Annotated in this window: 13 protein-coding genes; all 13 read left to right on the plus strand. The window is 69.1% G+C overall.

Annotated elements, in window-relative coordinates; translation table 11 throughout:
* Positions 1-9 precede the first annotated feature (9 nt).
* The 13 genes from ABT001_RS31155 to nuoN are packed head-to-tail and all read left to right on the plus strand — an operon-like array spanning position 10 to position 15,650.
* Positions 10-564, plus strand: coding sequence for a NuoB/complex I 20 kDa subunit family protein (locus ABT001_RS31155; protein ID WP_014154689.1), 555 nt, complete (start codon positions 10-12; stop codon positions 562-564).
* Positions 561-1,271 (plus strand): NADH-quinone oxidoreductase subunit C, encoded by a 711-nt coding sequence (locus ABT001_RS31160; RefSeq protein WP_351284520.1) that lies wholly within the window; start codon positions 561-563, stop codon positions 1,269-1,271. Before ABT001_RS31155 ends, ABT001_RS31160 begins: the two co-directional genes overlap by 4 nt.
* Positions 1,271-2,593: an NADH-quinone oxidoreductase subunit D gene (locus ABT001_RS31165; protein WP_351284523.1), complete on the plus strand. Its 1,323-nt coding sequence runs from the start codon at positions 1,271-1,273 to the stop codon at positions 2,591-2,593. Before ABT001_RS31160 ends, ABT001_RS31165 begins: the two co-directional genes overlap by 1 nt.
* A 29-nt stretch (positions 2,594-2,622) precedes the next feature.
* On the plus strand, positions 2,623-3,492 hold the full coding sequence (gene nuoE / locus ABT001_RS31170; protein ID WP_351284526.1) for an NADH-quinone oxidoreductase subunit NuoE: 870 nt from the start codon (positions 2,623-2,625) through the stop codon (positions 3,490-3,492).
* Complete coding sequence (gene nuoF / locus ABT001_RS31175; protein WP_351284529.1) at positions 3,489-4,865, plus strand: NADH-quinone oxidoreductase subunit NuoF; 1,377 nt, start codon at positions 3,489-3,491, stop codon at positions 4,863-4,865. Before nuoE ends, nuoF begins: the two co-directional genes overlap by 4 nt.
* Positions 4,862-7,369 (plus strand): NADH-quinone oxidoreductase subunit G, encoded by a 2,508-nt coding sequence (locus tag ABT001_RS31180; RefSeq protein ID WP_351284531.1) that lies wholly within the window; start codon positions 4,862-4,864, stop codon positions 7,367-7,369. The genes nuoF and ABT001_RS31180 overlap by 4 nt, the downstream gene beginning before the upstream one ends.
* Positions 7,366-8,769, plus strand: a complete 1,404-nt coding sequence (gene nuoH / locus ABT001_RS31185; protein WP_351284534.1) for an NADH-quinone oxidoreductase subunit NuoH — start codon at positions 7,366-7,368, stop codon at positions 8,767-8,769. The genes ABT001_RS31180 and nuoH overlap by 4 nt, the downstream gene beginning before the upstream one ends.
* Positions 8,762-9,358, plus strand: coding sequence for an NADH-quinone oxidoreductase subunit NuoI (gene nuoI, locus ABT001_RS31190; protein ID WP_351284537.1), 597 nt, complete (start codon positions 8,762-8,764; stop codon positions 9,356-9,358). The genes nuoH and nuoI overlap by 8 nt, the downstream gene beginning before the upstream one ends.
* Positions 9,355-10,209 carry an NADH-quinone oxidoreductase subunit J gene (locus ABT001_RS31195; protein ID WP_351284540.1) on the plus strand — a complete coding sequence of 285 codons (855 nt, stop codon included), beginning with the start codon at positions 9,355-9,357 and terminating at the stop codon, positions 10,207-10,209. The genes nuoI and ABT001_RS31195 overlap by 4 nt, the downstream gene beginning before the upstream one ends.
* A complete protein-coding gene (gene nuoK, locus ABT001_RS31200; protein ID WP_099173920.1) occupies positions 10,206-10,505 on the plus strand; it encodes an NADH-quinone oxidoreductase subunit NuoK in 300 nt (99 codons plus the stop codon). The genes ABT001_RS31195 and nuoK overlap by 4 nt, the downstream gene beginning before the upstream one ends.
* A 12-nt stretch (positions 10,506-10,517) precedes the next feature.
* Complete coding sequence (nuoL, locus tag ABT001_RS31205; RefSeq protein WP_351284543.1) at positions 10,518-12,413, plus strand: NADH-quinone oxidoreductase subunit L; 1,896 nt, start codon at positions 10,518-10,520, stop codon at positions 12,411-12,413.
* 4 nt (positions 12,414-12,417) lie between these two features.
* Complete coding sequence (locus tag ABT001_RS31210) at positions 12,418-13,989, plus strand: NADH-quinone oxidoreductase subunit M (protein ID WP_351284546.1); 1,572 nt, start codon at positions 12,418-12,420, stop codon at positions 13,987-13,989.
* A complete protein-coding gene (gene nuoN, locus ABT001_RS31215) occupies positions 13,986-15,650 on the plus strand; it encodes an NADH-quinone oxidoreductase subunit NuoN (protein WP_351284548.1) in 1,665 nt (554 codons plus the stop codon). Before ABT001_RS31210 ends, nuoN begins: the two co-directional genes overlap by 4 nt.
* Positions 15,651-15,679: the final 29 nt, after the last annotated feature.

Genomic DNA, 15,679 nt, shown 5'->3' on the forward strand with positions numbered 1-15,679 from the left:
GGGCACACCATGGGACTCGAAGAGAAGCTGCCGAGCGGCTTCGTACTGACCACTGTCGAGCAGGCCGCCGGCTGGGTACGGAAATCGTCCGTCTTCCCCGCCACCTTCGGCCTCGCCTGCTGCGCCATCGAGATGATGACGACCGGCGCCGGGCGGTACGACCTGGCCCGTTTCGGGATGGAGGTCTTCCGCGGATCGCCGCGGCAGGCGGATCTGATGATCGTCGCAGGACGGGTGAGCCAGAAGATGGCCCCCGTCCTGCGGCAGGTCTACGACCAGATGCCGAGCCCCAAGTGGGTCATCTCCATGGGCGTTTGCGCGTCATCGGGTGGAATGTTCAACAATTACGCCATTGTTCAGGGTGTTGATCATATTGTCCCGGTCGACATCTATTTGCCGGGATGCCCGCCTCGTCCCGAGATGCTGATCGACGCCATCCTCAAGCTCCACCAGAAGATCCAGGGCTCCAAGCTCGGGGTCAACGCGGAGGAGGCCGCCCGGGAGGCGGAGGAAGCGGCGCTCAAGGCGCTCCCCCTGATCGAGATGAAGGGGCTGCTGCGGTGAGTGACGAGCAGAACGGCAACGGGGTGCCCGTCCCGCGGGACGAATCCGGTGAGGTCATCGGCGTACGCAAGGGCATGTTCGGCGCCAACAACGGCGGCGACACCTCCGGTTACGGCGGACTCGTCCGTGCGGTGACCCTGCCGGGAGCCACCTCCCGGCCGTACGGCGGCTGGTTCGACGAGGTCGCCGACGAACTCGAAGGGGCCCTGGAGGAACAGGACCTGCTTCCCGGCAACGCCATCGAGAAGACGGTCGTCGACCGGGGCGAGATGACCTTCTTCATCGCCCGCGAGCACCTGGTCCAGGTCGCCCGCACCCTGCGCGACGACCCCGCCCTGCGCTTCGAGCTCTGTACGGGGGTCAGCGGGGTCCACTACCTGGGGGACAAGGGACGCGAGCTGCACGCGGTCTACCACCTGCGCTCGCTCACCCACGGGCGGCTGATCCGCCTGGAGGTGTCCGCCCCCGACAGCGACCCGCACATCCCGTCACTCGTCGCGGTCTACCCGACCAACGACTGGCACGAGCGCGAGACCTACGACTTCTTCGGCCTGATCTTCGACGGGCACCCCGCCCTGACCCGGATCATGATGCCGGACGACTGGCAGGGCTTCCCGCAGCGCAAGGACTACCCGCTCGGCGGCATCGCCGTCGAGTACAAGGGCGCCCAGATCCCGGCTCCGGACCAGCGGAGGTCGTACAGCTGATGACCACTCCCCACGCGACACCCAGGGCCACGACCGAGGGGACTGTATATACAGTCACCGGCGGCGACTGGGACGAGGTCGTCGAATCCGCCGCGAAGTCGGACGACGAACGCATCATCGTCAACATGGGTCCCCAGCACCCGTCCACGCACGGCGTGCTGCGGCTGATCCTGGAGATCGACGGCGAGACCGTCACCGAGGCCCGCTGCGGCATCGGCTACCTCCACACCGGCATCGAGAAGAACCTTGAATTCCGGAACTGGACGCAGGGCACCACCTTCGTCACACGCATGGACTACCTGACCCCGTTCTTCAACGAGGCGGCCTACTGCCTCGGGGTCGAGAAGCTCCTCGGCATCGAGGACCAGATCCCCGACCGGGCCACCGTCCTGCGGGTGCTCCTGATGGAGCTCAACCGGATCTCCTCACACCTGGTGTGCGTCGCCACCGGCGGCATGGAACTCGGTGCGACGACGGTCATGATCTACGGCTTCCGTGATCGTGAACTCGTTCTCGACCTCTTCGAGCTGATCACCGGGCTGCGGATGAACCACGCGTTCATCCGGCCCGGCGGCCTCGCCCAGGACCTCCCGATGGGCGCGGTCGACCGGATCCGCGAGTTCATCAAGACCATGAGGAAGAACCTGCCGGAGTACGACAAGCTCTTCACCGGCAACCCCATCTTCAAGGCCCGCATGCAGGACGTCGGGTACCTCGATCTGGCCGGCTGCATGGCGCTCGGCGTCACCGGCCCGGTCCTCAGGTCCGCCGGACTCCCGCACGACCTGCGCAAGACCGACCCGTACTGCGGCTACGAGAACTACGAGTTCGACGTGCCCACCACGGACACCTGCGACTCCTACGGCCGCTTCCTGATCCGGCTGGAGGAGATGCGCCAGTCCCTCAGGATCATCGAGCAGTGCCTGGAGCGCCTGGAACCGGGGCCGGTCATGGTGGCCGACAAGAAGATCGCCTGGCCCGCGCAGCTCGCGCTGGGACCCGACGGCCTCGGCAACTCGCTCGACCACATCAAGAAGATCATGGGCACCTCCATGGAGGCCCTGATCCACCACTTCAAGCTGGTGACCGAGGGCTTCCGGGTCCCGGCCGGGCAGGCGTACACCGCCATGGAGTCCCCCAAGGGCGAACTCGGCGTGCACGTCGTCTCGGACGGCGGCACGCGCCCCTTCCGGGTCCACTTCCGCGACCCGTCCTTCACCAACCTCCAGGCCATGGCGGCGATGTGCGAGGGCGGCCAGGTCGCCGACGTCATCGTCGCCGTCGCATCCATCGACCCCGTGATGGGAGGCGTCGACCGGTGACCGCGTCCAACCGAGAAGTCACTCTGGGGATGCCGCAGCTCCCCGCCCCCGCCTACCCGGCCGACGTGCTCGCCCGGCTCGAAGCGGACGCGAAGGAGGTGATCGCGCGCTACCCCAGCAGCCGCTCCGCGCTGCTGCCGCTGCTGCACCTGGTGCAGTCCCAGGAGGGGTTCGTCTCCCGTACGGGCATGGCGTTCTGCGCCGACCAGCTCGGCCTCACCACCGCCGAGGTCACCGCGGTCGCCACCTTCTACACGATGTACCGCCGCCGGCCGAGCGGTGACTACCAGGTCGGGGTCTGCACCAACACCCTGTGCGCGGTCATGGGCGGCGACGCCATCTTCGACCGGCTCAAGGAGCACCTGGGCGTCGGCAACGACGAGACGACCGACGACGGCAAGGTCACCCTCGAACACATCGAGTGCAACGCGGCCTGCGACTTCGCGCCCGTCGTGATGGTCAACTGGGAGTTCTTCGACAACCAGACGCCGGAGAGTGCGACACAGCTCGTCGACGACCTGATCGCGGGACGCACCGTCGAGCCCACCCGCGGCGCGCCCCTCTGCACGTACAAGGACACGGCCCGGATCCTGGCCGGCTTCCCCGACGCCCGCCCCGGCGCCGTCGAGGCGAGCGGCGGAGCGGGCCCTGCCTCCCTGGTCGGACTGAAGCTGGCCAAGGGCGAGGCCGCCCCGCAGGCGCGCGTGGTCGGACCGAGGGGCGAGACACCCCGCGACGCACAGTCGCAGAAGGGCGCCGAGCACCTCAGCTCCCATGCCCGCCCGTCGGCCGACCCCCACCCCACGACGAGCCCCTTCGGGGCACCGGACGCTACGCAGCAGACCTCGGCCTCCGACCCGGAGCATCCGGCCGGGCCCGCCGCCGAGGAGGGGGAGTGATGACCGTGGCAGCCGAGATCGGCAGGAACGGGACCAGCCCGGAGAAGCTCCTGTCGCCCGTCCTCTCCTCCTTCTGGGACGAGCCGGAGTCCTGGACGCTCGACACCTACCGCCGGCACGACGGGTACGAGGGCCTGCGCAAGGCCCTGGCCATGGCGCCGGACGACCTCATCGCGTACGTCAAGGACTCCGGTCTGCGCGGACGCGGAGGCGCGGGCTTCCCCACCGGGATGAAGTGGCAGTTCATCCCGCAGGGCGACGGCAAGCCGCACTACCTCGTGGTCAACGCCGACGAGTCGGAGCCCGGCACCTGCAAGGACATGCCGCTCCTCTTCGCCAACCCGCACAGCCTCATCGAGGGCATCGTGATCGCCTGTTACGCGATCCGGTCGTCGCACGCCTTCATCTATCTGCGGGGTGAGGCCGTCCCCGTGCTGCGGAGGCTGCACGAAGCGGTACGTGAAGCGTACGAGGCGGGATATCTGGGGGAGAACGTCCTGGGTTCGGGGCTCGACCTCGAGCTCACGGTGCACGCGGGTGCCGGTGCGTACATCTGCGGAGAGGAGACCGCGCTGCTCGACTCGCTGGAAGGGCGGCGCGGCCAGCCCCGGCTCCGTCCGCCCTTCCCCGCGGTCGCCGGTCTGTACGCCTGTCCCACCGTCGTGAACAACGTCGAGTCCATCGCCTCGGTTCCCGCCATCCTGAACAGGGGCAAGGACTGGTTCAAGTCGATGGGAAGCGAGAAGTCCCCGGGCTTCACGCTGTACTCGCTCAGCGGGCACGTCACCAGCCCCGGCCAGTACGAGGCACCGCTCGGCATCACCCTGCGCCAGCTGCTCGACATGAGCGGCGGCATCCGGGCCGGGCACCGCCTGAAGTTCTGGACCCCGGGCGGCTCCTCCACCCCGATGTTCACCGAGGAGCACCTCGACGTCCCGCTGGACTACGAGGGCGTCGGCGCCGCCGGATCCATGCTCGGCACCAAGGCGCTGCAGTGCTTCGACGAGACCACCTGTGTGGTGCGGGCCGTCACCCGCTGGACCGAGTTCTACGCCCACGAGTCCTGCGGCAAGTGCACACCGTGCCGTGAGGGCACGTACTGGCTCGTCCAGTTGCTGCGCGACATCGAGGCCGGCAAGGGCGAGGCCGCCGACCTGGACAAGCTCAACGACATCGCCGACAACATCAACGGCAAGTCCTTCTGTGCCCTCGGAGACGGCGCCGCATCGCCGATCTTCTCCTCGCTGAAGTACTTCCGCGAGGAGTACGAGCAGCACATCACCGGCAAGGGCTGCCCCTTCGACCCCGCAAGGTCGACCCTCTGGGCCGACGACAAGGACGACAAGAACGCTCACCGGGGGGTGAACGCATGACAGTCACCACGAGTGCGCCCTCCGGGGGCGGCGAGGCGGCCGTTCCGCCCGAGGACCTCGTCACGCTCACGATCGACGGCATCGAGATCAGCGTGCCCAAGGGCACCCTCGTCATCCGCGCCGCCGAACTCCTCGGCATCGAGATCCCGCGCTTCTGCGACCACCCGCTCCTCGACCCGGCCGGCGCCTGCCGGCAGTGCATCGTCGAGGTCGAGGGCCAGCGCAAGCCGATGGCGTCCTGCACCATCACGTGCACCGACGGCATGGTCGTGAAGTCGCAGATCACCTCGCCCGTCGCGGAGAAGGCCCAGAAGGGGGTGATGGAGCTCCTGCTCATCAACCACCCGCTGGACTGCCCGGTCTGCGACAAGGGCGGCGAGTGCCCCCTGCAGAACCAGGCGATGTCGCACGGTGGCGCCGACTCCCGCTTCGACGGGAAGAAGCGCACCTTCGAGAAGCCCGTCCCCATCTCCACCCAGGTGCTGCTGGACCGCGAGCGGTGCGTGCTCTGCGCACGCTGCACCCGGTTCTCCAACCAGGTGGCGGGGGACCCGATGATCGAGCTGATCGAGCGCGGAGCGCTCCAGCAGGTCGGCACCGGCGAGGGCGACCCCTTCGAGTCGTACTTCTCCGGCAACACCATCCAGATCTGCCCGGTCGGGGCGCTGACCTCGGCGGCGTACCGGTTCCGCTCCCGGCCCTTCGACCTGGTGTCGACGCCCTCGGTGTGCGAGCACTGCGCCGGCGGCTGCGCCACCCGGACCGACCACCGGCGCGGCAAGGTCATGCGGCGGCTCGCCGCCAACGACCCCGAGGTCAACGAGGAGTGGCTCTGCGACAAGGGCCGCTTCGGCTTCCGCTACGCCCAGCAGCGCGACCGGCTCACCACGCCACTCGTACGCAACGCGGAGGGTGTCCTGGAGCCGGCGAGCTGGCCCGAGGCGCTGGAAGCGGCGGCGGCCGGACTCTCGGGGGCGCGCGGCAGGACCGGGGTGCTCACCGGTGGCCGGCTGACCGTCGAGGACGCCTACGCGTACAGCAAGTTCGCGCGGGTCGCCCTGGACACCAACGACATCGACTTCCGGGCCCGGGTGCACAGCGGTGAGGAGGCCGACTTCCTGGCCGCCCGCGTGGCCGGGCGCGGACGCGATCTGGACGGTGGCGGGGTCACCTACACCGCCCTGGAGAAGGCGCCGGCGGTCCTGCTGGCCGGCTTCGAGTCCGAGGAGGAGGCGCCCGGCGTCTTCCTGCGGCTCCGCAAGGCCCACCGCAAGCACGGGCAGCGGACGTACGCCCTCGCCTCGCACGCGAGCCGGGGCCTGGAGAAGGCCGGCGGCACGCTGCTGCCCGCCGCGCCCGGCACCGAGACCGAATGGCTGGACGCCCTCGCGGGCGGGGTCGGCCTGGAAGGGTACGGAGCCGTCGCCGCCGAGGCGCTGCGCATCGAAGGCTCCGTGATCGTGGTGGGCGAACGGCTCGCCGCCGTACCCGGCGGGTTGACCGCGGCCGTCCGCACCGCCGCGGCGACCGGCGCCGCACTGGTGTGGATCCCGCGCCGGGCCGGTGAACGCGGCGCGCTGGAGGCGGGCGCGCTCCCGTCGCTGCTGCCCGGCGGCCGTCCCGCGACGCACCCCCGGGCACGGGAGGAGGTGGCGTCCGTCTGGGGCGTCGCCGAACTCCCCGCCCGCTTCGGCCGTGACACCGGCCAGATCGTGGAGGCCGCTGCCACCGGCGAACTGGCCGCACTGCTGGTCGCGGGGGTCGACCCCGAGGACCTGCCCGATCCGGCCCGCGCCCTGGAGGCGCTGGACGAGGTCGGCTTCCTGGTCTCGCTGGAGCTGCGCCCCGGCGCGGTCACCGAGCGAGCCGACGTCGTCCTTCCCGTCGCCGCGGTCCCGGAGAAGCCCGGCACGTTCCTCAACTGGGAGGGCAGGGCGCGGATGTTCGAGGCCGCGCTGAAGCCCGAGCAGCTGCCGAGGACGCTCTGCCCGACCGACGCGCGGGTGCTCCACATGCTGGCGGACGCACTCGACGTGCACCTCGCACTGCCCGACCTGAGGGCGGCCCGCCGCGAGCTCGACCGGCTCGGCGGCTGGCAGGGCGGCCACGCCGACGACCCGCGGGCGGCGTCCCGCCCGGTGGCCCGGCCCGGTGACGGCGAGGCGGTCCTCGCGGGCCACCGGATGCTGCTCGACCGGGGCCGGCTCCAGGAGGGCGACGAGGCGCTGGCCGGTACCCGGCACGCGGCCGTCGCCCGGCTCTCCGCCGTCACCGCCGCCGAGTCCGGGGTGAAGGACGGCGACCTGCTGGCCGTCACCGGCCCCGCCGGGACCACCGAACTCCCGCTGGCGGTCACCGAGATGCCGGACCGGGTGGTGTGGGTACCCCTCAACTCCGTCGGCCGGGGCGTCCCCGCCGACACCGGGGCCCAGCCGGGCGGAGTGGTCCGGATCGGACCGGCCGCCCCGGGCTCCCACGTCGTGACAACGGAGGTAGGAGAGTGACCGGCCTCGATCGACTCGCCACGGCACCGCGGGGCACCGTCCTCGCGGCCGAGGACCTCTCGATGTTCGGTACGGACCCCTGGTGGCTCGTCGTCGTCAAGGCGGTGTTCTGCTTCGCGTTCCTGATGGTGACGGTGCTGTTCGCCATCGTGTGGGAACGCAAGGTCGTCGCCTGGATGCAGCTGCGCATCGGCCCCAACCGGAACGGCCCCTGGGGCCTGCTCCAGTCGCTCGCCGACGGCGTCAAGCTGATGCTCAAGGAAGACGTCGTCGTCAAGCGGGCCGACAAGGTCGTCTACATCCTGGCCCCGATCGTCGCCGCCGTACCGGCGTTCATGGCGATCGCGGTGATCCCGTTCGGCCCGGCCGGCAACGAGGTCTCGATCTTCGGCCACCGCACGACGATGCAGCTGACCGACCTGCCGATCGCGATGCTGTACATCCTCGCGGTCGCCTCCGTCGGCATCTACGGCATCGTGCTGGCCGGCTGGTCCTCCGGATCGACGTACCCGCTGCTCGGCGGTCTGCGTTCCTGCGCCCAGATGATCAGCTACGAGATCGCGATGGGCGCCGCGTTCGCCTCCGTCTTCCTCTACTCCGGCTCGATGTCGACCTCGGAGATCGTGGCGGCCCAGGAGGACCGCTGGTTCATCCTCCTGCTGCCGGTCTCCTTCATCATCTACGTCATCACGATGGTCGGCGAGACCAACCGTGCCCCGTTCGACATGCCGGAGTCCGAGGGCGACCTGGTAGGCGGCTTCAACACCGAGTACTCCTCGATCAAGTTCGCGATGTTCATGCTCGCCGAGTACGTCAACATGGTCACCGTCTCCGCGGTCTCCGCGACCCTGTTCCTGGGCGGCTGGCGGGCTCCGTACCCGATCAGCACCTTCTGGGAGGGCGCGAACCACGGCTGGTGGCCGATGCTCTGGTTCGTCATCAAGGTGCAGCTCCTCCTCTTCTTCTTCATCTGGCTGCGCGGCACGCTGCCACGCGTCCGCTACGACCAGTTGATGAAGCTCGGCTGGAAGGTCCTGATCCCGGTCTCCGTGCTCTGGCTGATGCTGGTCGCCACCGTCAGGGCGCTGAACAACGAGGGCTACGACTACTCGAAGATCCTGCTGTACGTCGCCGGAGCCGTGATCGCGGTCCTGCTGATCTCCTTCACCGCCGACATGTTCCGCGACCGGAAGGCCAAGGCCGCCGAGGAGGCGGCCGGACCGGAGCCGGCGTTCGACCCGATGGCGGGCGGATTCCCCGTGCCACCGCTGCCCGGACAGGCACTGCCGCCGGTGCCGCGCCGCGTTCCACGACGTGAGCGCGAGCTCGTTGCCAGTGGTGGACCGGATACTCAGAGTGACGAACGCGCGAGTGACGGAAGGGAGGCCGACGGTGTCTGAGTCATCAGAACCCTCAGGGGAGAAGTTCCAGAATCCTGTGGCCGGCTTCGGCGTGACCTTCAAGGCCATGTTCAAGAAGCGGCTGACCGAGCAGTACCCGGAGACGCAGAAGGTGACGGCGCCGCGCTTCCACGGCCGGCACCAGCTCAACCGTCACCCGGACGGGCTGGAGAAGTGCGTCGGCTGCGAGCTCTGCGCCTGGGCGTGTCCGGCGGACGCGATCTACGTGGAGGGCGCGGACAACACGGACGAGGAGCGCTACTCCCCGGGCGAGCGCTACGGCCGCGTCTACCAGATCAACTACGCGCGCTGCATCCTGTGCGGACTCTGCATCGAGGCGTGCCCCACCCGGGCTCTGACCATGACCAATGAGTTCGAGCTCGCCAACACCACCCGCGAGAGCCTCATCTACACCAAGGACGAGCTGCTCGCGGGGCTTGAGGAAGGCATGGTCGACAGCCCCCACGCGATCTTCCCCGGGATGGACGAACAGGACTACTACCGAGGCCTGGTGACCGGCGCCGCCCCCGGCGCGGAACGCCAGGTGGCCGTGTCCAAGGGAGAGACGGACAAGGAGGTGGACGCATGACCGCCACCCTGGCCGCGGTGGCCACCGCCACCTCGACCGGCGAGGCCGTCCAGTTCTGGATCCTCGGCACGGTCGCCGTCATCGGCGCTCTCTCCACCGTCCTGATGAAGAAGGCGGTGCACAGCGCGCTGTCGCTCGCCGGCACCATGATCGTGCTGGCGGTCTTCTACCTCGCCAACGGCGCCTACTTCCTGGGCATCGTCCAGATCGTCGTCTACACCGGCGCGATCATGATGCTGTTCCTCTTCGTGGTCATGCTCGTCGGCGTCACGGCGGCGGACTCGCTGAAGGAGACGCTCAAGGGCCAGCGCTGGCTGGCCGTCACCTGCGGACTCGGCTTCGGCATTCTGCTGATCGCCGGGATCGGGCAGGCGTCCCTGAAGACCTTCAACGGTCTGGGCGCGGCGAACGCCGTGCACGGCGGAAACGTCGAGGGGCTCGCCAACCTCATCTTCACCAAGTACGTCTTCGCGTTCGAGATCACCGGCGCCCTGCTGATCACGGCGACCGTCGGCGCGATGCTGCTCACCCACCGCGAGCGCACCGAACGCGCCAAGACCCAGCGTGAGCTCTCCCAGGAGCGGGTGCGCAGCAGCCATCTGCCGCCGCTGCCGGCCCCCGGCGTCTACGCCCGGCACAACGCCGTGGACATCGCGGGTCTGCTTCCGGACGGCACCCCGTCCGAGCTCACCGTCATGCAGACACTGCGGCAGCGCGGACAGATCCGCGACGTGTCCGGCGAGGCGCTCGCCGACCTCAAGGCACTGGAACAACGCTCCGGGGAGCGGCTCGGCCGTGACCGCGGACCGGCCCGCGACACGGCGGAGGAAGAGGAGGAGGTCGCCAAGTGAATCCGGTCAACTACCTCTACCTCGCGGCCCTTTTGTTCACGATCGGCGCCTCCGGTGTGCTGATCAGGCGGAACGCGATCGTGGTGTTCATGTGTATCGAGCTGATGCTCAACGCCTGCAACCTCACGCTCGTCGCGTTCTCCCGGATGCACGGCAATCTCGACGGCCAGATCATCGCGTTCTTCACGATGGTCGTCGCCGCCGCCGAAGTCGTCATCGGGCTCGCGATCATCGTGTCGCTGTTCCGCTCCCGCCACTCGGCCTCGGTCGACGACGCCAGCCTGATGAAGCTGTAAGGGGTCGGAATCGTGGAAAACCTGATTGCGCTGCTGGTCGCGGCGCCCCTGCTCGGAGCGGCGGTACTGCTCTGCGGAGGCCGCCGGCTCGACCGGGCCGGCCACTGGATCGGCACGGTGTTCGCCGCCGCGTCGTTCGTCATCGGTGTCGTGCTGTTCACGGACATGCTGGGCAGGGGCGCGGAGGACCGTGCCCTGCACCAGAAGCTGTTCAGCTGGATCCCCGTCGAGGGGTTCCAGGCCGATGTGGCCTTCCAGCTGGACCAGTTGTCGATGACGTTCGTCCTGCTGATCACGGGTGTGGGCACACTGATCCACATCTACTCCATCGGCTACATGGAGCACGACGAGCGCCGTCGCCGCTTCTTCGGCTATCTGAATCTCTTCCTCGCGGCGATGCTCGTCCTGGTCATCGCCGACAACTATCTCCTGCTGTACGTCGGGTGGGAGGGCGTCGGTCTGGCGTCGTACCTGCTCATCGGCTTCTGGCAGCACAAGCCCAGCGCGGCCACCGCCGCCAAGAAGGCCTTCCTGGTCAACCGGGTCGGCGACATGGGCCTGTCCATCGCGATCATGCTCATGTTCACCACCTTCGGCACGTTCGCCTTCGGGCCGGTGCTCGAAGCGACCGGCGACACGGGCGAGGGCAAGCTCACCGTGATCGGCCTGATGCTGCTCCTCGCCGCGTGCGGCAAGTCGGCCCAGGTGCCGCTGCAGTCCTGGCTCGGTGACGCGATGGAGGGCCCGACCCCGGTCTCGGCCCTGATCCACGCCGCCACCATGGTGACCGCTGGCGTCTACCTCATCGTCCGTTCCGGCGCGATCTTCAACGCGGCGCCCGACGCGCAGACGGTCGTCGTGGTCGTCGGTGCGGTCACGCTCCTCTTCGGTGCGATCGTCGGTTGCGCGAAGGACGACATCAAGAAGGCCCTCGCCGGGTCGACGATGTCGCAGATCGGCTACATGATCCTGGCCGCGGGCCTCGGCCCCATCGGTTACGTCTTCGCGATCATGCACCTGGTGACCCACGGCTTCTTCAAGGCCGGGCTCTTCCTCGGCGCCGGTTCGGTCATGCACGGCATGAACGACGAGGTGGACATGCGGAAGTACGGCGGACTGCGGAAGTTCATGCCGGTCACCTTCGTCACCTTCGGACTGGGCTACCTCGCCATCATCGGTTTCCCCGGTCTGTCCGGCTTCTTCTCCAAGGACATGATCATCGAGGCGGCCTTCGCCAAGGGCGGCACCCAGGGCTGGATCCTCGGCTGCGTCACCCTCCTGGGCGCCGCGATCACCGCGTTCTACATGACGCGCGTGATGCTGCTGACGTTCTTCGGCGAGAAGCGCTGGCAGCCCGACGCGGACGGCCACGAGCCGCACCCGCACGAGTCACCCAGGTCGATGACGATCCCGATGATCGTGCTGGCCTTCGGATCGGTCTTCGCCGGAGGCTTCTTCTCCATCGGCGACCGGTTCATGCACTGGCTGGAGCCCGTCACCGGACACGACCACGGACACGCCCCGGTCAGCGCGACCACCGTCACCGCCGCCACCATGGTGGTGCTCGTGATCGGAGTCGCCATCGCCTGGGCCATGTACGGGCGCAAGCCCGTCCCGGCCGTCGCACCGCGCGGCTCCCTGCTCACCAGGGCGGCCCGCCGCGACCTCCTCCAGGACGACTTCAACCACGTGGTCCTGGTCCGCGGCGGCGAACACCTCACCCGCTCCCTGGTCTACGTCGACCACACCCTGGTCGACGGCGTCGTCAACGGCACGGCCGCCTCGATGGGCGGGCTCTCCGGCCGGCTGCGCAAGCTGCAGAACGGCTATGCCCGCTCCTACGCGGTCTCGATGTTCGGCGGCGCGGCGGTACTCATCGCCGCGACCCTGCTGATGAGGGCGGTCTGATCCCATGTCCTTTCCCCTCCTGACAGCGACGGCGGCGCTCCCGGCGATCGGCGCGATCGCCACAGCGGCCGTCCCGGCCGCCCGGCGCACCGCGGCCAAGTGGCTCGCCCTGGTGGTTGCGTTGGCGACCCTGGTCCTGGCCGGGATCGTCTTCGCCCGCTTCGAACCGGGCGGCGACCGCTACCAGCTCACCGAATCACACGCCTGGATCAAGGACTTCGGCGTCCGGTACGAACTGGGCGTCGACGGCATCGGGATGGCCCTCCTCGGGCTCACCGCGCTGCTGATCCCCTTCGTCATCCTGGCGGGCTGGCACGATGCGGACCCCCACGAGGAGACGACCTCCCGCTGGCGCCCCACCCAGGGCTTCTTCGCCCTGATCCTGATGGTGGAAGCGATGGTGATCCTCTCCTTCGTGGCCACCGACGTCTTCCTCTTCTACATCCTCTTCGAAGCCATGCTCATCCCGATGTACTTCCTCATCGGCGGCTTCGGGGACCGGGCCCACGCGGGCACCGACGAGAACGCGGCGGCGCAGCGCAGCTACGCGGCCGTGAAGTTCCTCCTCTACAACCTGGCCGGCGGGCTCATCATGCTGGCCGCCGTCATCGGGCTCTACGTGGTCGCGGGAAGCTTCTCGCTCTCCGAGATCGCCGAGGCCCGGGCCGACGGCTCGTTGGAGATGGCGACCTCCACCGAGCGGTGGCTGTTCCTCGGGTTCTTCTTCGCCTTCGCGGTGAAGGCCCCGCTGTGGCCCCTGCACACCTGGCTGCCCAACGCCATGGGGGAGGCGACCACGCCCGTGGCCGTCCTGATCACCGCGGTCGTCGACAAGGTCGGCACCTTCGCGATGCTCCGCTTCTGCCTCCAGCTGTTCCCGGAGGCCAGCAAGTGGGCGACGCCGGTGGTCATCGTCCTGGCGCTGATCTCCATCATCTACGGCGCCCTGCTCGCCGTCGGCCAGCGCGACATCAAGCGGCTCATCGCCTACGCGTCGATCTCGCACTTCGGCTTCATCGTGCTCGGCATCTTCGCGATGACCAGCCAGGGCCAGTCCGGCGCGACGCTCTACATGGTCAACCACGGGCTCTCGACGGCCGCGCTGATGCTGGTCGCCGGATTCCTGATCACCCGGCGCGGCTCGCGGCTCATCGCCGACTACGGCGGGGTGCAGAAGGTGGCGCCCGTCCTGGCGGGAACCTTCCTCATCGGCGGTCTGGCCACGCTGTCACTGCCCGGCCTGGCGCCGTTCGTCAGTGAGTTCCTGGTGCTGGTCGGCGCGTTCAGCGCGTACCCGGTGGCCGGCATCATCGCGACCGTCGGCATCGTGCTCGCCGCGCTCTACGTCCTCGTCCTCTACCAGCGGACGATGACCGGACCGGTCAGGGAGGGGATCGGGGGCATGCCCGACCTCAAGGTGCGTGAGTTGGCGGTGGCCCTTCCGCTGATCGCCCTGCTGATCTTCCTGGGTGTCTTCCCGAAGCCGCTCACCGAGGTCGTCAACCCGGCGGTGCAGCACACCATGCACGACGTACAGAAGAAGGACCCCCAGCCCGAGGTGGAGGCCGCCAAGTGAGCGCAACAGCTGTCCACAGTCTGTGGACGACGGCGGGCGGGGTGACATCGGCCGCCCCGGGCGACAGGTTCACCGCTCCGACCATCGAGTACGCCCAACTGGCACCGGTCCTGATCGTGGTCGGTGCCGCGATCATCGGGATCCTGGTGGAGGCCTTCGTCCCGCGACGGGCCCGCTACACCACCCAGGTCGTCCTGACGGTCGTCGCGATCGCCGCCGCGTTCGCCGCGGTGGTGGGGCTCGCCGCCGACGGGTACGCCACGAAGAACGCGCACATCGCCGCGATGGGCGCCATCGCCGTCGACGGACCCGCCCTGTTCCTCCAGGGCACCATCCTGCTCGTCGCCGTGGTCTCCGTCTTCACCTTCGCCGAGCGTCGCCTCGATCCGGCCGCGCACGGCAACCGGGTGGACTCCTTCGCCGCCCAGGCCGGCGCGGTGCCGGGCAGCGACGGGGAGAAGGCGGCGGTCAAGGCCGGCTTCACCACGACCGAGGTCTTCCCGCTGGTCCTCTTCTCCGTGGCGGGCATGCTGGTCTTCCCCGCGGCCAACGACCTCCTGACGCTCTTCATCGCGCTGGAGGTCTTCTCCCTCCCGCTCTACCTCCTGTGCGCCGTGGCCCGCCGCAAGCGGCTGCTGTCGCAGGAAGCCGCCGTGAAGTACTTCCTCCTCGGCGCCTTCTCCTCGGCGTTCCTGCTCTTCGGGATCGCCCTGCTCTACGGATACGCGGGCACCGTGTCGTACGCGGGCATCGCGAACGTCGTCGACGGCACGGTCCAGCAGATCGACCCGGCGCTCGCCGGCACCATGGGCAACGACGCGCTCCTGCTGATCGGCGGAGCGATGATCCTGGCGGGCCTGCTCTTCAAGGTCGGCGCGGTCCCGTTCCACATGTGGACCCCGGACGTCTACCAGGGAGCCCCGACCCCGGTCACGGGCTTCATGGCCGCGGCCACGAAGGTCGCCGCGTTCGGCGCGCTGCTGCGCCTGCTGTACGTGGTGCTGCCCGGCCTCACCTGGGACCTGCGCCCCGTCATGTGGGGTGTCGCGATCGTCACGATGCTGGGCGGGGCGATCGTCGCGATCACCCAGACCGACATCAAGCGGCTCCTGGCCTACTCCTCGATCGCGCACGCGGGCTTCATCCTCGCGGGTGTCATCGCGGCCAGCCCGGAGGGCATCTCCTCGGTCCTCTTCTACCTCGCGGTGTACTCCTTCGTGACCGTGGGTGCCTTCGCCGTCGTCACACTGGTGCGGGACGCGGGCGGAGAGGCGACCCATCTGTCGAAGTGGGCCGGTCTCGGCCGGCGCTCGCCCCTGACCGCGGCGGTCTTCGCCGTGTTCCTGCTGTCCTTCGCCGGCATCCCGCTCACCTCCGGGTTCTCCGGCAAGTTCGCCGTGTTCAAGGCGGCGGCGGACGGCGGTGCGAGCGGTCTCGTCGTGGTCGGTGTGATCTCGTCGGCCATCGCCGCGTTCTTCTACATCCGGGTCATCGTCCTGATGTTCTTCAGCGAGCCGAAGGCGGACGGCCCGACGGTCGCCGTCCCGTCCCCGCTGACGATGACCACCATCGCGGTCGGAGTCGCCGTGACCCTGGTGCTCGGCCTGGCCCCGCAGTACTTCCTCGACCTGGCGAGCCAGGCGGGGGTGTTCGTGAGGTAACGGCACGTACACGCTGCGACGCCGGACGG

Origin of the sequence: Streptomyces sp. NPDC002793 (assembly GCF_040295485.1) — a bacterium.
In the GTDB taxonomy this organism is placed as follows: domain Bacteria; phylum Actinomycetota; class Actinomycetes; order Streptomycetales; family Streptomycetaceae; genus Streptomyces.

Bases quoted from the DNA above. Each gene is read 5' to 3' on its own strand.
- ABT001_RS31155 (WP_014154689.1), top strand. From the start codon at position 10: ATGGGACTCGAAGAGAAGCTGCCGAGCGGCTTCGTACTGACCACTGTC.
- ABT001_RS31165 (WP_351284523.1), top strand. From the start codon at position 1,271: ATGACCACTCCCCACGCGACACCCAGGGCCACGACCGAGGGGACTGTA.
- nuoE (WP_351284526.1), top strand. From the start codon at position 2,623: ATGCCGCAGCTCCCCGCCCCCGCCTACCCGGCCGACGTGCTCGCCCGG.
- ABT001_RS31180 (WP_351284531.1), top strand. From the start codon at position 4,862: ATGACAGTCACCACGAGTGCGCCCTCCGGGGGCGGCGAGGCGGCCGTT.
- ABT001_RS31195 (WP_351284540.1), top strand. From the start codon at position 9,355: ATGACCGCCACCCTGGCCGCGGTGGCCACCGCCACCTCGACCGGCGAG.
- ABT001_RS31210 (WP_351284546.1), top strand. From the start codon at position 12,418: ATGTCCTTTCCCCTCCTGACAGCGACGGCGGCGCTCCCGGCGATCGGC.